This is a genomic window from Paenarthrobacter sp. TA1.8 (assembly GCF_048595705.1).
GTDB classification, from domain to species: Bacteria; Actinomycetota; Actinomycetes; order Actinomycetales; family Micrococcaceae; genus Arthrobacter; species Arthrobacter nitroguajacolicus.
This window is the reverse complement of record NZ_CP184287.1, coordinates 2,078,634-2,095,235: the sequence shown is the minus strand read 5'-3', so window position 1 is coordinate 2,095,235 and position 16,602 is coordinate 2,078,634. Positions and strand designations below refer to the sequence as shown.

General features: G+C 56.9%; 15 protein-coding genes. 6 read left to right on the top strand and 9 right to left on the bottom strand.

Translation table 11 applies throughout. From position 1 onward, the window contains the following. Positions 1 to 35: 35 nt before the first annotated feature. Positions 36 to 2,417: a 6-hydroxypseudooxynicotine dehydrogenase complex subunit gamma gene (gene kdhC, locus ACNAOT_RS09730; protein WP_420180874.1), complete on the bottom strand. Its 2,382-nt coding sequence runs from the start codon at positions 2,415 to 2,417 to the stop codon at positions 36 to 38. A gap of 164 nt (positions 2,418 to 2,581) precedes the next feature. Between kdhC and ACNAOT_RS09725 the strand changes: the two genes are divergently transcribed. Together ACNAOT_RS09725 and ACNAOT_RS09720 are read left to right on the top strand one after the other, a co-directional pair. Continuing rightward, the gene (locus ACNAOT_RS09725) at positions 2,582 to 3,685 is read left to right on the top strand and encodes a 2,6-dihydropseudooxynicotine hydrolase (protein ID WP_159734649.1); all 1,104 of its coding nucleotides are present in this window, start codon (positions 2,582 to 2,584) and stop codon (positions 3,683 to 3,685) included. Further along, positions 3,678 to 4,028 carry a cupin domain-containing protein gene (locus tag ACNAOT_RS09720; RefSeq protein WP_159734650.1) on the top strand — a complete coding sequence of 117 codons (351 nt, stop codon included), beginning with the start codon at positions 3,678 to 3,680 and terminating at the stop codon, positions 4,026 to 4,028. Before ACNAOT_RS09725 ends, ACNAOT_RS09720 begins: the two co-directional genes overlap by 8 nt. Positions 4,029 to 4,065: 37 nt before the next feature. On the opposite strand, the gene ACNAOT_RS09715 is transcribed toward ACNAOT_RS09720, so the two are convergent. Next, positions 4,066 to 5,292 (bottom strand): PucR family transcriptional regulator, encoded by a 1,227-nt coding sequence (locus tag ACNAOT_RS09715; protein WP_159734651.1) that lies wholly within the window; start codon positions 5,290 to 5,292, stop codon positions 4,066 to 4,068. 62 nt (positions 5,293 to 5,354) lie between these two features. Here ACNAOT_RS09715 and ACNAOT_RS09710 point away from each other — a divergent pair, with 62 nt between their 5' ends. From ACNAOT_RS09710 to kdhB, 3 genes are all read left to right on the top strand, one after another. After that, positions 5,355 to 6,545: a PucR family transcriptional regulator gene (locus ACNAOT_RS09710; protein WP_159734652.1), complete on the top strand. Its 1,191-nt coding sequence runs from the start codon at positions 5,355 to 5,357 to the stop codon at positions 6,543 to 6,545. Positions 6,546 to 6,689: 144 nt separating this feature from the next. After that, positions 6,690 to 7,577 (top strand): 6-hydroxypseudooxynicotine dehydrogenase complex subunit alpha, encoded by an 888-nt coding sequence (gene kdhA / locus ACNAOT_RS09705; RefSeq protein ID WP_159734653.1) that lies wholly within the window; start codon positions 6,690 to 6,692, stop codon positions 7,575 to 7,577. A 2-nt stretch (positions 7,578 to 7,579) separates the two neighbouring features. Further along, positions 7,580 to 8,068 (top strand): 6-hydroxypseudooxynicotine dehydrogenase complex subunit beta, encoded by a 489-nt coding sequence (gene kdhB, locus ACNAOT_RS09700; RefSeq protein WP_159734654.1) that lies wholly within the window; start codon positions 7,580 to 7,582, stop codon positions 8,066 to 8,068. A 781-nt stretch (positions 8,069 to 8,849) separates the two neighbouring features. Here kdhB and ACNAOT_RS09695 read toward each other — a convergent pair. Beyond that, positions 8,850 to 9,017, bottom strand: a complete 168-nt coding sequence (locus ACNAOT_RS09695) for a hypothetical protein (RefSeq protein WP_159734655.1) — start codon at positions 9,015 to 9,017, stop codon at positions 8,850 to 8,852. Between ACNAOT_RS09695 and ACNAOT_RS09690 the strand changes: the two genes are divergently transcribed. Continuing rightward, positions 8,973 to 9,512, top strand: coding sequence for a Mu transposase domain-containing protein (locus ACNAOT_RS09690; RefSeq protein ID WP_420181148.1), 540 nt, complete (start codon positions 8,973 to 8,975; stop codon positions 9,510 to 9,512). The two genes, ACNAOT_RS09695 and ACNAOT_RS09690, sit on opposite strands and share 45 nt — an antisense overlap. A gap of 529 nt (positions 9,513 to 10,041) precedes the next feature. On the opposite strand, the gene ACNAOT_RS09685 is transcribed toward ACNAOT_RS09690, so the two are convergent. From ACNAOT_RS09685 to ndhA, 6 genes are all read right to left on the bottom strand, one after another. After that, on the bottom strand, positions 10,042 to 10,260 hold the full coding sequence (locus ACNAOT_RS09685) for a hypothetical protein (protein WP_159734656.1): 219 nt from the start codon (positions 10,258 to 10,260) through the stop codon (positions 10,042 to 10,044). Between the two features lie 34 nt (positions 10,261 to 10,294). Next, a complete protein-coding gene (locus tag ACNAOT_RS09680; protein ID WP_420180873.1) occupies positions 10,295 to 10,669 on the bottom strand; it encodes a DUF948 domain-containing protein in 375 nt (124 codons plus the stop codon). Between the two features lie 566 nt (positions 10,670 to 11,235). Further along, positions 11,236 to 12,540, bottom strand: a complete 1,305-nt coding sequence (locus tag ACNAOT_RS09675; RefSeq protein ID WP_159734658.1) for a (S)-6-hydroxynicotine oxidase — start codon at positions 12,538 to 12,540, stop codon at positions 11,236 to 11,238. Positions 12,541 to 12,607: 67 nt separating this feature from the next. Next, entirely contained in the window at positions 12,608 to 15,058 is a 2,451-nt protein-coding gene (gene ndhC, locus ACNAOT_RS09670; RefSeq protein WP_420180872.1) for a 2,6-dihydroxypyridine 3-hydroxylase subunit NdhC, read from the bottom strand. Continuing rightward, the gene (locus tag ACNAOT_RS09665; RefSeq protein ID WP_236558682.1) at positions 15,051 to 15,551 is read right to left on the bottom strand and encodes a (2Fe-2S)-binding protein; all 501 of its coding nucleotides are present in this window, start codon (positions 15,549 to 15,551) and stop codon (positions 15,051 to 15,053) included. Before ACNAOT_RS09665 ends, ndhC begins: the two co-directional genes overlap by 8 nt. Further along, the gene (gene ndhA / locus ACNAOT_RS09660; protein ID WP_159734660.1) at positions 15,548 to 16,399 is read right to left on the bottom strand and encodes a 2,6-dihydroxypyridine 3-hydroxylase subunit NdhA; all 852 of its coding nucleotides are present in this window, start codon (positions 16,397 to 16,399) and stop codon (positions 15,548 to 15,550) included. Before ndhA ends, ACNAOT_RS09665 begins: the two co-directional genes overlap by 4 nt. Positions 16,400 to 16,602 lie beyond the last annotated feature (203 nt).

Sequence of the window (16,602 nt, the reverse complement as noted above, 5' to 3'; positions counted from 1 at the left end):
AGCATCGATCAAGTCCCAGTGGCGGAAGACACAAGTTAGAGTTCTGCTTTGTTCAAACCTTGACAGCGCCTGAAGATCTGCTCGGGCGTGATTGGCAGACGGTCGATGTGGGTACCGTCTGCAATCGCGTCATCTACGGCAGCTGCGACGGCCGCTCCTACGGCAATCAAACCAACTTCGCCGAGACCCTTGGCGCCGAAGGGGTTGTCTGGCGATTTGGCATCCTCAGTGACAAAGCACTGCACGTCCGGCATCTCCTGCGCGCCTGGCAACAAATAGTCCATGAACGAGGTCGTAATGGGCTGCCCGTCCTCCTCATAGAGAAATTCTTCGTAGAGCGCTCCGCCAATGCCCTGAACGGCGGCACCCACAATTTGGCCCCTAGTGGTCAACGGGTTGATCACTTTGCCGGCTTCCGTGGAGGTAAAGAAGCGAAGGATCTTATGGCCGCCAGTACCAGGATCAACCTCGATCTGCACGAGTGTCACGCCGTAGGGGTAATTCATGGCGTTGTTCAAGTAAATGGAATCAACGGCGAGGCCAGGGCGGTCATCTTCCAACGCTGCGGTCCATGGGTCCCGTGCGGCTGCGATGTCGAACATGGATATCTGCTTATCAGCGCCCTTTACCTTGAAACTGCCTGCAACTAGTTCAAGATCATCAGGATCCACTTCCAGCATTTCGCTGGCCAGTCGTTTGGCCTTTTCCACGACCGCGAGGGCTGCCTTGCGCGCTGCGCCACCCGCCATCACCGTGGAACGGCTCGACCAGGAGCCAACACCCTCTGGGACAAGCTCGGTATCGGTATGCACGATATCGATGTTCTCGGGAGCGATCTGAAGCTCCTCTGCGACGATTTGAGCCAAAACCGTTTCGATGCCTTGCCCGACTGAAGAGCCACCTGTCGTGACTGTAACCCGGCCTGCACTACTGACTTCAACTCCGCCTGTCTCGAAAAGTCCCAAGCCGGCCTTGTCCATGAGGATGCCCATGCCCACACCGACTTTGCGCCCTTTGGCACGCAGTTGCTCGCATTCTTCAAGCCACTCTGACCAGTTTGCCGCCTCCAGAGCTTCCCCGAAGTGTTTGACTACATCGCCGGAGTCGAAGTGGTAAGGCTCATGGACGATATCGAGACCGGGAGCCCAAGGGAGGTCCTCCTCAATCAGGAGGTTTCGCCGCCGGAACTCAGCAGTACTCATACCGATCTCTTCAGCGGCCAAATCGAATATCCGCTCACGGGCAAAGGTGGCTTCATACCGGCCAGGTGCACGGTAAGCACCTACGGGAGTCTTGTTGGTAAAGACGGCATGAAGGGTAGCGTCGTAAGTTGGGATGCGATACGGGCCGAACACAATTCCGGCCGTGATGTCACTGACCAGTGGTTCTGCCTGCCTGAAATAGGCGCCGTGATTGTGAAAGATCTCGTCCTTCATTCCAAGAATCTTGCCTTCGGCGTCGAGTGCGAGTTCAAGAATGTGCACCATCTCCCGAGCATGGGACGCAGTAACCATGTGCTCATTGCGATCCTCGACCCACTTGATCGGCATGCCCAGCGACCTGGCGGCCCAGGCGGCAATAACATTCTCCGGGAATACTCCACCCTTCACTCCGAAGTTCCCGCCAATTTCAACATGCTTCATACGGACGTTGACCTCGGGAAGGTTCAGCATTTTTGCGATGATTCTTCGGTTGTCGTGAACATGCACGGTTCCCCATATGAACAGAGTGTCCCTTGCGGGGTCAGGTTGCACCATGATTGCTCGAGTTTCCATGGGCACACCCGAATGCCGGTTAGTGACGTACTTGTGCTTAGTAACGTGGGCAGCCTCGGCGAATGCCTTCTCGATGTCACCATATTTCTTTTTGATGCAGGCACCTTCGTTACCACGCGGGAAGAGTTTGATATCCCCGTGCAGGGCTTCTTCCGGGTCAAGGAGAACTGGGAGGGGATCGTATTCAATGGAAACTAACTCAGCTGCGTCTTCGGCAATGTAGGGATTGGTGGCAAGCACGGCAACGACTGGCTGCCCTACATACTGCACCTTGTCCACGGCCAGTACAGGATGACTAAAGTCCTCAATGTTTTCGTAGATCTCGTGGTAGCCCACCTCCTCCAAGAGAATTGACCCCAGATGCCGAGTGTGCTCTGAGGTTATTACCATCCGTACGCCTGGAATCTTTTCGGCCTCTGCCACGTCCACGGACAGAATCCGCGCATGTGCATGAGTCGAGCGGACGATTCTCATGTGAAGTTGCCCGGGCACATTCAGGTCACCAGCGAACGTCGCTGTCCCAGTGAGGAGGCGACGGTCTTCCCGCCGCAGAACCCCTTGCCCGATCCATGCCTGCCTGTTCTTAGACTCCCCGCCGGACGGACTGCTGTCAGAAGTGAGCGCTTTAGCCTTTGCCATCATGCGCCCAGTATGTCACCGGCAGGTCCGGGCGGGATGTTCAGGCATTGACAAAAAGGAGACCCAAGTATTCGCACTTAGTAGGCGCCCTAGCCATGCTTCCGTAGCATGATCGTTCCTCAGGCCCTTGCGCAGGGTATCGGAAATTGACTATAGGAGATAGCAGTATGGCTGTAACTTCACCACTAAAGCCTGAGGATGAAATGCTGAACTGGGGGCGTCTCATTCTGGACGGCGTTTCCTACTCGGACATGGTTGGCGCCCGCGATCGTCCCACCGAGGTGACCTGGTTCGACTACTGGATGAACCTCGCAAGTGAATATGAGAGAGAAGCAGAGAAAAAGGTAGCCCTCGGCCACACCCTGTCCGCCGGGGAGTTCCTCATGTCGGCTTCACTTTGCGCGCAGTACGCTCAATTCCTCTGGTTCGACGACCGCAGGCAGAAGGGGCAGGCAAGGAAGGTCGAGCTGTACCAGAAAGCTGCACCGCTCTTGTCCCCAGCCGCCGAACGTCACGAACTGGTCGTTGATGGTATCCCCATGCCTGTCTACGTCCGCTTTCCAGAAGGCCCTGGACCTCACCCGGCTGTCATTATGCTGGGAGGCTTGGAAAGCACCAAGGAAGAAAGCTACCAGATGGAGAATCTGGTCCTCGCACGCGGAATGGCCACGGCCACTTTCGACGGTCCGGGGCAAGGCGAAATGTTTGAACACAAGCGAATTTCCGGTGACTATGAAAAATACACCTCCGCTGTCGTGGACTTCCTGAGCGGGCTGGAAACCGTCCGTGCAGATGCAATCGGAGTACTGGGTCGCAGCCTCGGAGGCAACTACGCGCTCAAGTCAGCAGCATGTGAGCCCCGGCTCGCTGCCTGCATTTCTTGGGGCGGCTTCTCTGACTTGGACTACTGGGACCTCGAAACTCCACTGACCAAGGAGAGTTGGAAGTACGTCTCCAAGGTTGACACTCTGGAAGAGGCGCGGGAACACGTTCACGCGTCACTTGAAACCAGGCACGTCTTGCAGAACTTGGCCTGCCCCACGTATGTACTGCACGGGGTGCACGACGAGGTTCCGCTGACATTTATTGATACAATCCTCGGCCTTGTTCCACCGGAAGTTTTGACTCTCGTAGTCGAAAAAGACGGCGATCACTGCTGTCACAACCTGGGCTTGCGTCCCCGTCTTGATATGGCAGATTGGCTGCAGGATGTTCTGGTGGACGGCAAAAACCCCGTCCCTTCAACGACTGGATGGGATCACCATGTCTAAGATCCTGAAAGTCAGCGCAGGCACCGCAGCGCTCGAGTCATGGCAGCCGGAGGGTGTCACCATTCATGAGGGCAACCCTGACGGTCACGGTTATACCCTGTTCGAACGAAGGTCCTCTCCTCAGTTCGGCACAGGTATCTTCACCTCGCAGCCGTGTACCACGACATACGAGCTGACCGACAACGAGATTATCTATGTTGTCGAAGGCTCTGCAACGCTCAGTCTTGCCGGCCAAGAGGGCGTACTCGTGACAGTAGGTGACTTAGTGTTCCTACCTAAGGGACACACTTCCACTTGGGTGTTCCACGAGCCCTTCAAGGAAATTTGGTTCTTGGTCGAGTAGGTCTTTTGGGTGGCGTTGTCCAAGGGGCAGAAACCTTCTAATGCGCAGGAAGCGGGAGCCCCGGCGAATCCGCTGGGGCCCCTGGCTCCAACTTCATTGCATCGACCATTCTGGAGAGCCTGATGGCAACGGGCAACTCGTCCCGTAGCAATCCGGCGGAACCTATTTTGCCCTCAATGATCTTTAGACGGTAAGCGATAGTTCTGCTGTGAACGCCCAGGCGCGAGGCAGCTGACGCTGCGTTTTGTCCCGAGGCGAAATAGGCTTCGAGGGTCTCGACCAGCCTGTTTGGGGGGTCTTGGTGCGAACCAAGATCCCCCAACTCGTCAGAAATGAAAGCCGAGACGGCGGCCAAATCCCGCATGGCCAAGGCCTCTAGCATCACTTCGTCGTACCACGTTATCTGCCTCCCAAGTTTCTGGGCCACCAAATCGGATTCAAGGGCTTGTCGGTGAGAGACCGCGAATCCTTCCAACGCTTCGCTCACTGATCCAAATGAAACGCGGGTACCTTTCGGCAGGGTTAAGCCGCGGACAGCTTCTTGAGGGGGTGGCATGCGACTGGACCATTCGACCCAGATGTAGCCGGTCTCGTCTTCAGCAGTGATTACCAACGGACGGATCCGTGCTGCGCTTCCGAGTGTCCTGGCGATAGATTCGACGCCTTCTCCCGAGACGACCGCAGCCAGATGCCGACCTGAGAGGTTATAGGAAAACACTGTTGAATCGATCGGTAGCCCTGCCAGGAGCGCCCTCAACGTTGAAAGCTTCCGACGATTCTGGCTTTGTCTGGAAAATGAAGTGGTCTCCATCTGATAAGTCTCAATAATGGAGGCGGTCACTTTATCGTTCCAAGCGAAGTGGCTTGCACTGGCATGCCGAAGAACTTTGGATCGTTGTGTGGGGTCTGGGATAGTTCGGTGGGCTTCCTCCAGCACAAATTCCCACAATGCCGCCTGGGCGGCTCGAGATCCCTTCAGCAAGTGCTGAAGGTCGACCCCTGCCCTCGCTGCCAATTGAACCTCGCGAAGGGTTTCGTTGGATGCTCTGACATCTCCCACCCTGTCCTGTCCAATGTATTCGAGGACATCACGAAGCGACGCGGCAACAGTCTCGGACTCGGCTGTGGTCAGCGAGGAGTTGCGGGTCGTCGATGAGTAGCCTTCATAGGCGTACTGGAGTCTGGCACGGATACAGTCGTAAATTTCAGGAATTCTTGCCTTGACGGCAACCGAAAGTTCAACCAGCCCTTCCTCAATAGTCATACACTGAGACTACCAACAGAGTCGGCTTGAGCCGAAGGTTGCGAAGCTGACGAACTAGGATCATGATTCAGACACAGCACTTGTCCGCAATTTCGGACGCAATAGCAGCAGATATAGACCAGCTCTCCGAGTCCATGGCTCGTCGTATGAATGACGACGCTCAGACTGGTGTGGGCCTGGACCCTGCACTTGCCCTACGGCGATCTGAGCGGCTTACCGCTGCTCTTCAGTCCATGAGCAGGGGCCTTGCTGGCGAAAAAGAGCCAGCTGACAACTTTCTTGCCGAAGCCACCCTGGAAGCACGGGCCGCAGCTCAGGCCGGCGCTGACCTGCTCGAACTCATCCATACGTATCGTGTGCTGCAATCAGCCATGTGGGATGTTCTGCTGGACCTTACCACCACGCTCATCCCGGATGCTTCGGAGCAATTGGAAGTACAGAAGTGGGTATCCGGTCGTCAACATGATTGGCACGACGTCGTTGTTGCCAACGTCATTGACGCTTACCGTTCAGAACAGCATCGCTTCTTCTATAAATCAGAGGACCATCGGCTTAGGTCGGAGCTGCGCGACTTCATCGCGGGTCGCCGTAGCGCCCGCCCTGGAGCAGCGTACCCGTTTGAAGCGCAGCATCTGTCCGTAGTCGCTTGGGGCGAGGACCCAAAAGGCACTATTGAACGTGTCGGCATCGAGCTCAAAACTGACGAACGGTTGGTGCTGGAGAGTACAGGTGGGGCGTTCCTCGGGTGGTTGGCACTTAAGGGCAACCTTGATTTTGTTGAAACACTCGCTGCAATGGAACTTCCGCGTGGAGTCCATTTGGCTTTGGGGACCCTTGATAAGGGGTTCGCCGGCTTCAGACGCAGTCATCAACGAGCCTGGCGTGCCTACAAGGTAGGACGACTAACAGGAAAACAGCTAACAGTATACGCCGATGTGGCCTTGGAATCGGTGTTCGTGACCAACATGCAGGCCGTTCGTGACTTGGTCGCTCAGCAATTAGGCCCTCTGCTCAGTGACCCTCGAAGAGACGTACTCTGCGAGACGCTAACTGCCTATTTTGCATCTGGTTGCAACGCTGTCGCGGCGGCAGCGGCTCTCCAGGTCCATGAGCGCACTGTGGCCTACCGACTGAAGTCCGTTGAGGAAAGACTTGGAGTCGACGTGGCAGAGCGCCATGTTGAGCTCCTTGTTGCGCTACGGCTTCACCGGCTGTTGAGGTCCATTGCTGAATCCAAGAATTCCATGACGTAGATTTCCAAGACTGTACGACGAATCCCCCAATTGTCGGTTCTGCGTAGGACGGAGCCAAGATTTGTCGCATGACGCAGAGCGGAGAACCTTCGTCTAAGGGCAAGGTAGTGACATGAACAATGACCGCGGCAGGCGGCACAGCCTGTGAAGCCACCTTCTTTCGACTATGTTGTTGCTGATTCGGTCGAGCATGCGCTCCACCTCTTGGCGGATGGGGGAGATGACGCAAAAATCATCGCCGGCGGACAAAGTCTGGTCCCACTCCTGAACTTCCGAATGGCACGTCCGTCACTATTGATTGACATCAACCGCGTGCCCGGGCTGGCCAATATCAAAAAAGTTGACCAGACGGTGAAAATTGGCGCCCTAACGCGCCATGCGAAACTGATTACCTCAAAGACGATCCTGCAGAACCTTCCGCTCCTGCCAGAAGCTGCGGCTTGGATAGCCCATCCGCAGATTCGCACACGGGGAACGATCGGTGGCTCGCTTGCACATGCCGACGCCGCCGCCGAATTGCCAGTTGTCCTCCTGGCACTCGACGCCCACGTCACGGCGATGTCGCTTCGTGGCGAACGAAGGATTCCAATCAAGGACCTTCTCGTGTCCCATTTCGTTTCAAGCATCCTTCCTGACGAAATTATCGTCGAAGTCAGCGTACCCATGCCGCCCGCGCGGACAGGGGCTGCTTTTGATGAATTCTCACGCAGACACGGCGACTACGCCATTGGAGGCGCTGCCTCAATGGTCACGTTGGACGACCACGGGCGATGCGTGAGTGCAAGGATCACCGTCTTAGGGGGCGGTTCCACGGCGATCCGCTGTAATGACGCCGAAAGTCTACTCATAGACGGCGAACTCACTACAACAGATATCGCCGCGGCAGCCAAGGCCGCAGTGAACGACCTTGAGCCGGTCTCCACCGTGCATGGCACTTCCGCCTACCGCCGGGAGGTCATTCGTACCCTCGTCGAACGAACCTTGACACAGGCCGTTCATCGCGCGACACCGACAATGGAAAGCATGGATTAACGATGAACGCGTTTCACCTTAAACTTGAAGTAAATGGAGTCAACCACGAGGCCGATGTTGAACCTCGTCGGCTGCTCGCGGATTTTCTGCGTGATGACCTGCAACTCAAGGGCACACGTGTAGGTTGTGAGCACGGAGTCTGTGGCTCATGCACAGTTCTGATGAACGGGCAGCCTGTGCGCTCATGCACGACGCTGGCAGTTCAGGCTCACGACGCTCGAATTGAAACAGTCGAGAGCCTTCAGCAGGAGGGTGACCTTCACCCGCTGCAAAGCTCCTTTTCGAAATGTCATGCACTGCAGTGCGGTTTCTGTACCGCAGGCTTTCTCATGACGCTCAAGCCTCTATACGACGATGACGACGTTACGATGGATGCTGCAACGGCCCGAGAGGCCATTTCAGGGAACATATGCCGATGCACAGGCTACCAACAGATCGTTGAGGCCACAGTTGACGCTTTTGCGTGTAGAAATCACGGCATTCAACCCTAATGAGATCTTCTCCACGCAGGACAGTGCGATGGGCAGCAATCGCTTAGCCTGTCGGAACTGTCATACGGGATGACCGACGAAGTGATCTCGATTCCTCGTGAGTTTGAGGAGTGGCGCGATGGCAAATCACTCGTGGTACGGCGCCCCGGGTACGGCTCAGGACGCCTTACCGGGGCTACGCGGGGGAACTGCGGTGCGCCCGAATCAAAAAATCGGAGCACGAACCCTCCCGTTTTATCACTCTCGCTGGATTGTCTAGCCGCGGGGTATGCGCAGCCACGCATTCCCTGCGGCTTTGGCATGCCGTCGAGGTTGAGTCCCCTGGCTAGTGAGCGCTCGATGCCGGATAGAACTCAGTTTCGCTGGCGGTCGAAAACCGGGCCGCCTGTTCGAACTGATTGGGTAGGGGATAACAGTTGAGGATAGGACGCTTACTCCGCGGTCGCACCTTGCCGAGACAATGAGGTCGATAGCAGCGCGGTTGGCTATCTCCCGGGACCACCGTCGAGAAAGCTGTCAGGGCTGACGGGCCGCCGGGATACGTGCGGGCGTCGGAGGACTCCAGGATTAAAGCGGTGGAACCAGCTATTCGTGCGCTGTTGAATGAGAACCAGCACGATGCAGGCAACGTTCTGGCCGACCGAGCGGGTGGGCTGGTGCGGGTCCCCCGGCATGGTTCCGTGAGAACGTGGCCGGATCCAGCCGATGTACGCCCCGGCGGACCTGCTGACCGAATGAGTTACGAACCCTGCTATTAGGCGCAGTGCGACCTGTGCTTCCCCTAGGCGCGGATACCCGTCGGCGCAGGCAAACCCCGGATGCTGCCGGTGCTGGTGTCCTCGCGTTCACGCTTCATCATGGGCCGGGTGATCCCGTCCCGGTGACCGATGACCTGCTGGCGGGGATGTGGAATCCGATCGAATCCCTGGGCGCGGTTCCGCGGTGTCAACGGCGACTGATCTGGGACAAACGAAAACGGCATCGGACGCCGGAACAGCTACTCCGCAGGCGTCGAGGGTGTTCGCTGGGGTTACCGCGGCCAAGATCGTGCAGTTCAGACCTAGGATCCGGAGAGCAAGGGCATGGCGAAGCGGGCCAACCAGTTCCTGGAGACTTCCTTTGGGCCCGCCCCATCCCTCAACTCGCCCTATTTCACCGTCTGTGCCTCCCGGTGGATGCCAAAGCCAATGCCCGGTTGGTCCGACGGACCGGCGCCCGATCGCTGATCGGCCTGAATAAAGCAGCAATGCCGGCGCTACCGACGGTTGCGCCCGTGACCGAAGTCACCGCGCGGGTCCGACTCCCGCGCGACTACTTCGTTCGAATGGGATCCAACGACTACTCCGTTCTTCCGCAGCCAATTGGAAAGTCCGTCGATGTCATAGCAGGCCGTGGAGACCGTCACCATTACCCTGACCGGACGCAGCTTAGGAAGCCACCCTAGATCTTGGGGCCACGGCCGGGCTGCGGGATCTTGCGGACCACGACCGGAGGCTCGGGGTCGTTTTCAATGACGTGAAGCTCGCCTGATGACCTAAGCGATGGAAGCGGCGGAGAGGATCGCAAGCCAAGCTCGGGAGGCCCGGCTGGACTCATGAGGAATACACAGCCGCGGTTCTCTCCCGAGAGGTCGTCGCCCGGGAAGCCTCAAGAGCCCCATCCCCTGCCAGGGCCGCCGGAGATATTGAAAGTTGAGTGGAGAAGCTACCGTACATCGCAGCCAGACCTGGCAGGTGCGGAATTGGATGGAAGGGCGTAAGCGCAATCCCGGGCATACTCCAAGAGCCCGAACTGGAGCGGCCTTCCTGGCCCGCCGCTGTGGACAACCGCCCGTCACACACAGGACGTGATTAGCACGCAGGGAACTGCGCTAGCCCTCTGGGTCTGCAATGGAACGTGCAGGATGGCCTGGCGGTGCAGTTTGCTTTTCTAGGTAGGGAACTATGGCCTGTTCCGCTGAATACATCCCGGTCTTACCGGACCATGGGCTGCGTGTTGGTCCAGTCGACGTTAAGGGCAGCCCGCAGTTCTATTTCTCGTGTCCGCATCTCGGTTCGAAGAACGTTGCTGAACTCGGACGCCTCGTCTACCACCTGACTTACGGCCCGGTTTAGTCCTTTCGGTCCCAGTGCTGACATTGCTTCGTTGACCTTCCGGCATGCGATCATGCCAACGGCGACACCGATTCCCATGCAGGCGAGTCGTCTTATCACGGCAGTCTCGTTCCTATTTAGCGCGGCGTCGGGCGGTGGGTTTCGTACGGTCCGCTAGTGCCTTGCTCACGCCGTGGCTGAAAGCCACCACCTTGATCAGCGGGGACCCTATTGCGGCGGCAATCACGGACGATAGCGCAGAGATATTTGCGCTAGCATCCGAAACGTTTGTCGATATGCCGTCTACCTTCCTGAGTTGTTGGTGTGTGGTAGAGACGGTGGCCGTAACCTCGTCCAGGAGCGGCGTGGCGCCGTCGCTCATGGCCTTGATGGCTGTCACCACCTCGTCGAGCACTTTACCCAGCTTCAAAATGGGCACGGCGAGCAGCAATACTAGAATTGCGAACACGCCAGCAGCAAGAAGACCTGCAATTGCACCACCAGACATAGTCCTTCATCTCCTCATTTGTTTTGGGCTGTTACACCGCAAGTACGCACACAAAGCGGCGGCTCTTGCTGCATCGACTGTCGTTTTTGGTGATTTGCAGTCCACACGCTGGTCTCCCGACGGGGATGGCAAATTCTCCTCGAGATCCTTGCCGGAAATCAATAAGACAATTTCGCCCGCAGAGATCCTGGTGGTCAAGGGGACTGCCTAAGCATGGGGCATTGAATTTTGTTCGGTCACGTAACGCCGACGCAAATATCGAACGGCGTTCAGTGGGCAGGCAAGCTGCACGGCACGACGACGCCGCAGGCTTGCTTCGATCAGCAACGGTTTATCACGTCGTGGGCGGACACCGATGGCGGGAGGTACTCTAAGAGAAAAAATCTGGCCGGTCCAAGAGGGCAACAACTTCACTCAACCCGCACGGTTAAGACCCGAACATCACTTGCCATTTGAAGTGGCCGTCCCTGACTGGACTAGGTCGTGCCGGCAATCCCGCTTTGTCCACGCCATCCAGCAGAGACGGACACTCCAAAGCTTCTTAGCTCTACTCCCCCAATCGGCTCTTACCGAGAGAGGGCGGTCCGGACCGACGAGCGGAGAATAGCCTCAACAGCCCGCTCTGCTGTTTCCAGGGCCCCTTCAATGTAACCGGGGAAGGCTAGCGAAACATCGGACCCCACAAAGTGAACACGATCAAATGGTTCCCCCAGTTGCTTGTGTATACGGCTAAATTGTCCAACCCGCGGAGATACCCACGGACCCTCAAAAAGTGGGTCGGCGAGCCAATCATGGTAGTCCACACCCAAAACTTCGACCTCTGGCAGATAGTAGTGCACAGCGTCTTCAATGGCTTCAAGGTCCCGGGGATCGAATGAACCTGAGTCAGTGAATGCCACGAGGAGCCGCTCGCTGTCGGAGACTTTACAGTAGTCGTAAAGCGTAGGAAAGATTCCGTCGCCGACGCATGCGATTCCTTCTTCGGCTCCGCGGACGTGGATCAAAAGCTTCAGACCTCGGCCACCATGCCCTTCTTCAATAACGGAAAGCCGCTGTTCCGGCAGGGTGGGAGCGAAGCTAATCCGACGCCAGGTATTCATCGGAGCTGCCACCACTACAGCACGCGCTTCGTACACCTGTCCCTCATGATCCGTCACTCGAATAATTTCGGCCGACTGGTCAATGCTTTTCACCACGACGCCCATTCGTAGTTCCGGGACGTCGCACCGCATCGCATTGACCAGTTCGTCAGAACCGTTGGCGAAAACCTCATCCAGCGAAAGCACCACACCAAGGAGACTGTAGTGATGAGCGGCGACAAGCTGCAGCGCCCAGAGTGCAGAGGATTCCTCCGCGGGTTGCCCAGTCATGTTCCATGCCCAGGCTAAGAGAAACTTTTTGGACACAGTTGGGAGCCCCAGTGACTCAACGTACTCGATGAGGGGTACATCGAGGTCTTCGAGGCCTTGATTCTCCAAACCCCTCTGCAAATCGATGCGGTGAGCGTCGCGCAGCAGAGTGTAGATCGCCGCTTCCATAGGCACAGCCTCAGAACCAGGAATAGGAAATGCCTGGTTTAGTGCATCCGGGCCTAGTTGGTGACGGAATGCGCTGAATTCAGGAGCGGTGATCGTGGCAATGCCATATCTGTCTAGTTCAGCGGCAAGGCGTGGGTGATGTTCGCGATGAAGGTAAGCCCCTCCAATTTCAACCCGCAAATTCGGCGCAGTGCTTGATTCTCTCGAGTAGGCTCGTCCACCAAGGCGGTTTCCACCTTCAAGCAGCAAGACATTTTGCCCTGCGCCGGCGAGGTCGCGAGCCGTCTTTAGCCCGCTGAAACCCCCTCCAACTACAATTGTGTCATATGACAAAGCAATTCCTTTTCAATAGTTCACGCGGCTGGATGCCGGTGCGCACTCCATGAAAGAGCACTACAACCTACTGCATTTCCATTGAGCCTCGATCGAGGACGGGTGCCGCCGCTCGATCCCAGAGTTCTGCCCAGTCCACGGGGCCATCAAGGTCCACCGTTCCTTGAGTTGCACGGACGATCTTCTCAGGAGTTGCAGGAAGTTCATAGAGAGCCGTACCAAAGGGTGAAAGAGCATCGTTGACAGCGTTGAGAACCGCAGCAGGCGCTGCGATCAGTCCCGACTCGCCCATGCCCTTTACACCCGACGCAGATATCTTCGACGGAGTCTCGAGGTGTCGAATTTCGAAGGGAGGAGAAACATCCATCGTCGGAGTCTGATAATCCAAAAACGAGGTAGTGGAGAGATTGCCGGCCTTGTCATAAACCAACTGCTCAAATAGAGACAAACCGATACCCTGAACCACTCCGCCTCGAATCTGTCCCTCAACAATCGTGGGATTAATCATGACTCCGCAGTCTTCTACCGAGAACACTTTTTCAACGTTGACGAAGCCGGTAACAGGGTCGAGTTCCACAATCATTGCGTGCCCGCCGTTCGAAAACATCGGTCGTGACGTGTCCCAGGCTCTCGTGAACTCCATCCCAGGGTCAAACCCTTCGGGCCACTTGGATGCATCCCAGTAGATTGCCGACGCAACGTCTGCGATATTCAATCGCGACTCCGGTGCTCCAGCTACAAAGGCAGCACCGTCTTCCAAGAGGATATCCTGCGCCGAAGCCTCAAGCATATTAGCCGCAACTGCGACCAGTTTCTCCCGGATGGCGTGGGCGGCTCGATTGACGCACCCGCTGGCGATGACACCAGCACGACTGCCAACCGTTCCGCTGCCATAGGCGCCCTTTGTCGAAGTTCCTGCATCAACACTGATCGCTTCGAAGGGTACGCCGAGAACATCAGCGGCCACTTGAGCGAGAGTGGTCTGGTGGCCCTGCCCTTGCGAGTTCAGCCCTGAAGTTACAGTGACCGAGCCTGTTGAATCCATTTTGACGGTTGCCGTGTCGTGATAAATCTCGTGCATCCCGTGAGCTTGGAGCATGCCAGTGCTTTCGCCACTGCTTTCCACAAATACGCTGATACCAAGCCCAAGGTATTTACCTTCTTTTCGGGCCGCTTCTTGACGTTTTAGGAAAGCCGGATAATCGACCATCTCTTCCAAAGTATTGATGGTTGCTAGCCACGAGCCTTCATCAAAGTCGATGCCTTGAGGGTTCTTCCATGGGAATTCGCGGACGACGTTACGCCGCCTGATCTCGAATGGGGAAATCTTGATCTGACGAGCCAGATCATCCATCAAGCATTCCCTAGCGAGTGTCCCGGCCATGTATCCCACGCCGCGGTAAGCTCCCATGGGGCACTTGTTGGTGACGGCTGCTTCGTAAACGTACTCCGTGGCCGGGATGTCGTAGACCCCGGTTGGCGTGACGGCGACTGAACACCAGCTCTCAACTGCCATGGTTTGCGGCGGCATGTGGTAAGCGCCTCCGTCAACCAGAGCGTGAGTTCGCACGCCGGTTACCTTTCCTTCGTCAGTGGCTGCGTATTGGATTGTTACAAACTGCTCGTGAGCATGGGAGCCGGCAAGGAGATTTTCACGGCGATCCTCGACCCACTTAACGGGTGCCTGAAGGTGCTTGGAGGCCAAAGGCATCAACATTTCCTCGGGAAAGACATGCGCCTTTTGGCCAAATCCGCCGCCGGTGTCCGGGGACAAAACTTCAGAGCGCGATTCGTCGAAGCCCAAAAAGAGGCTCAGGCACAACTTTACGTAGTGCGGCATCTGCGTCGACACCCAGAGCTTGAGCCGGTCCTGGGTCCAGTCGTAGTCCGCAAGACAGCCTCTGGTTTCCATGGGCGCGGCAGCGACCCGGCCAGGGTGGTACAACGCTGAAGCTACGTGGGAGGCCTCGTTGAAGGCTTGGTCAATGTCGCCGAAGGTTGCACGCCCACGGATCCCGACGTTGTCTGGCCGTTCGCCGTTGGCTACGGGACCACCTTGAATGGAAGTGCGCGGATCCAGCACCGCTTCAATCTGTTCGAGCTCCAAGTTAACGAGATCGCACGCATCTTCGGCGATAGCTCGCGTGTCCGCAATGACTAGAACAACTGGCTCGCCCACGTAACGGACGACGTCTTTAGCCAAAAGTGGCATGGTCATCGGCAAACAGCCGTCAGCGCTGAACTGCGCCTCTATCCCTGGGCAAAATTCTTCGATGTCGGAAGCCGTCCAGACAAGGTGCACGCCAGGAAACTCTTCTGCCTGCGTCGTTTCGATGCTACTAATCCGCGCGTGGGCTGCAGGGCTGCGTACTAGGCAGGCGTGAAACTGGCCGTCGACATTGATGTCGTTCAGGTACTTGCCCCGGCCTGTTAGAAGTTTGGCATCCTCGCTGCGAGGCACACGCTTGCCAATCACATTCCTCGTGATAGGCGGAGAAATGAGGTGCGGGTTATCCATTGTCGTTTCCTATCTGGCCTGCTGCGTCCAGGACAGCGTCGATAATTGTCTGATAGCCGGTGCACCGACACAAGTTGCCGCTTAGGGCTTCGACTACTTCTTCTCGTGTCGGGCTGGGGTTGGAGTCAAGCAGCTCCGTCGCAGACATGAGGAACCCGGCGGTGCAGAATCCGCACTGAAGGGCGTGATGCTTTTTGAAGGATTCCTGGAGCGGGCTGAGCGAGCTTCCATTGGAAAGGTCCTCTACCGTCCTTATGGTCCTTCCATCGCCCTGCGCGGCAAGAGTAAGACAAGATCGTACAGCTGCACCATCGAGAAGGACCGTACACGCACCGCACACTCCATGCTCACACCCCAGCTTCGTTCCATTGAGGTTCTGATCGTTTCTCAGATGGTCAGCCAGAGTATCGCGGGCATTAACAGCGACCGTTCGACGGCGACCATTTATTTCGATGTCAATGTCAATGCGGTCCGATGGCAAAGGTGATGTCACGTGCGTGCTCCTGCTTCAAGAATGGTGCGTCGGATCAGCTCCTGTACTAGGCCATGCCTATATTCAGCTGAGCCGTGCATGTCTGATATGTACGTGAGCGACTCCGCACCGGCGATGGACGCCCGCACGGCCAGGTCTGCCGTGACTGTCGATCCTCTTAGGAGGTCCTCTGCGACGGTCACTCGCTGTATCTTGCCCACCGCACCGCCGACGGCGATCCTGGCATCGACGATGCCAGAGTCCTCAATTGTTAGAACGACAGCGATGTTGGCGAGACCATAGTCGCCTGAGCGTCTGGCAAATTCACCATACGCCCATCCCTTCGGCCGGGAGGGCATCCAGATATCAGTGATGATCTCGTCAGGAGAAATGCTAGTCATGTATGGTCCGACGAACAGGTCATCGGCCTCGACGGTGCGCTTCCCTCTCACGCTTTGAACCTCCACCATGCCGTCCAGCGCCAGCAGAACTAACGGCCATTCACCGGCCGCATCTCCGTGAGCCAGAGAACCACCAAGCGTTCCCCGGTTACGTATCTGCGGGTGAGCTATGTGCGATCCGGCTGAGGACATCATCGGCAGAAGCTTGGCAATAAGTGGTGAACTCACGATGGTTGCATGGGTGACCATGGGCCCAAACCGGACGTATTCTCCGACTTCTTCCAAAGCCGTTAGACCCGGAATCTTCGCGAGGTCCACGACGACCGTGGGTTGGGCCAATCGCATAGCCATTACTGGCAAAAGACTTTGCCCGCCGGCGATAACTTTGGAGTCATCGTCGGCTGACAGCACTGCGCAGGCTTCATCCATTGAAGCCGGCGATGTGTAGCTAATAGCAGGTAGTTTCATGCTTCACTCCCTCGAACGACTTTCATCATGCACTACGCTCTGTGATTTTCTGCACGACATCTACGAACAACTACGGTGGGCATTTTGTAGAACCATGCATAAACGACGACCCGTCCGGAGGAACGCTGTTTGTGCTCGTCATCGGAAAACCGGACTCGAGGCAGAAGTTCACACGTGCAGGTGCATCTCACTGCTCCACCTGT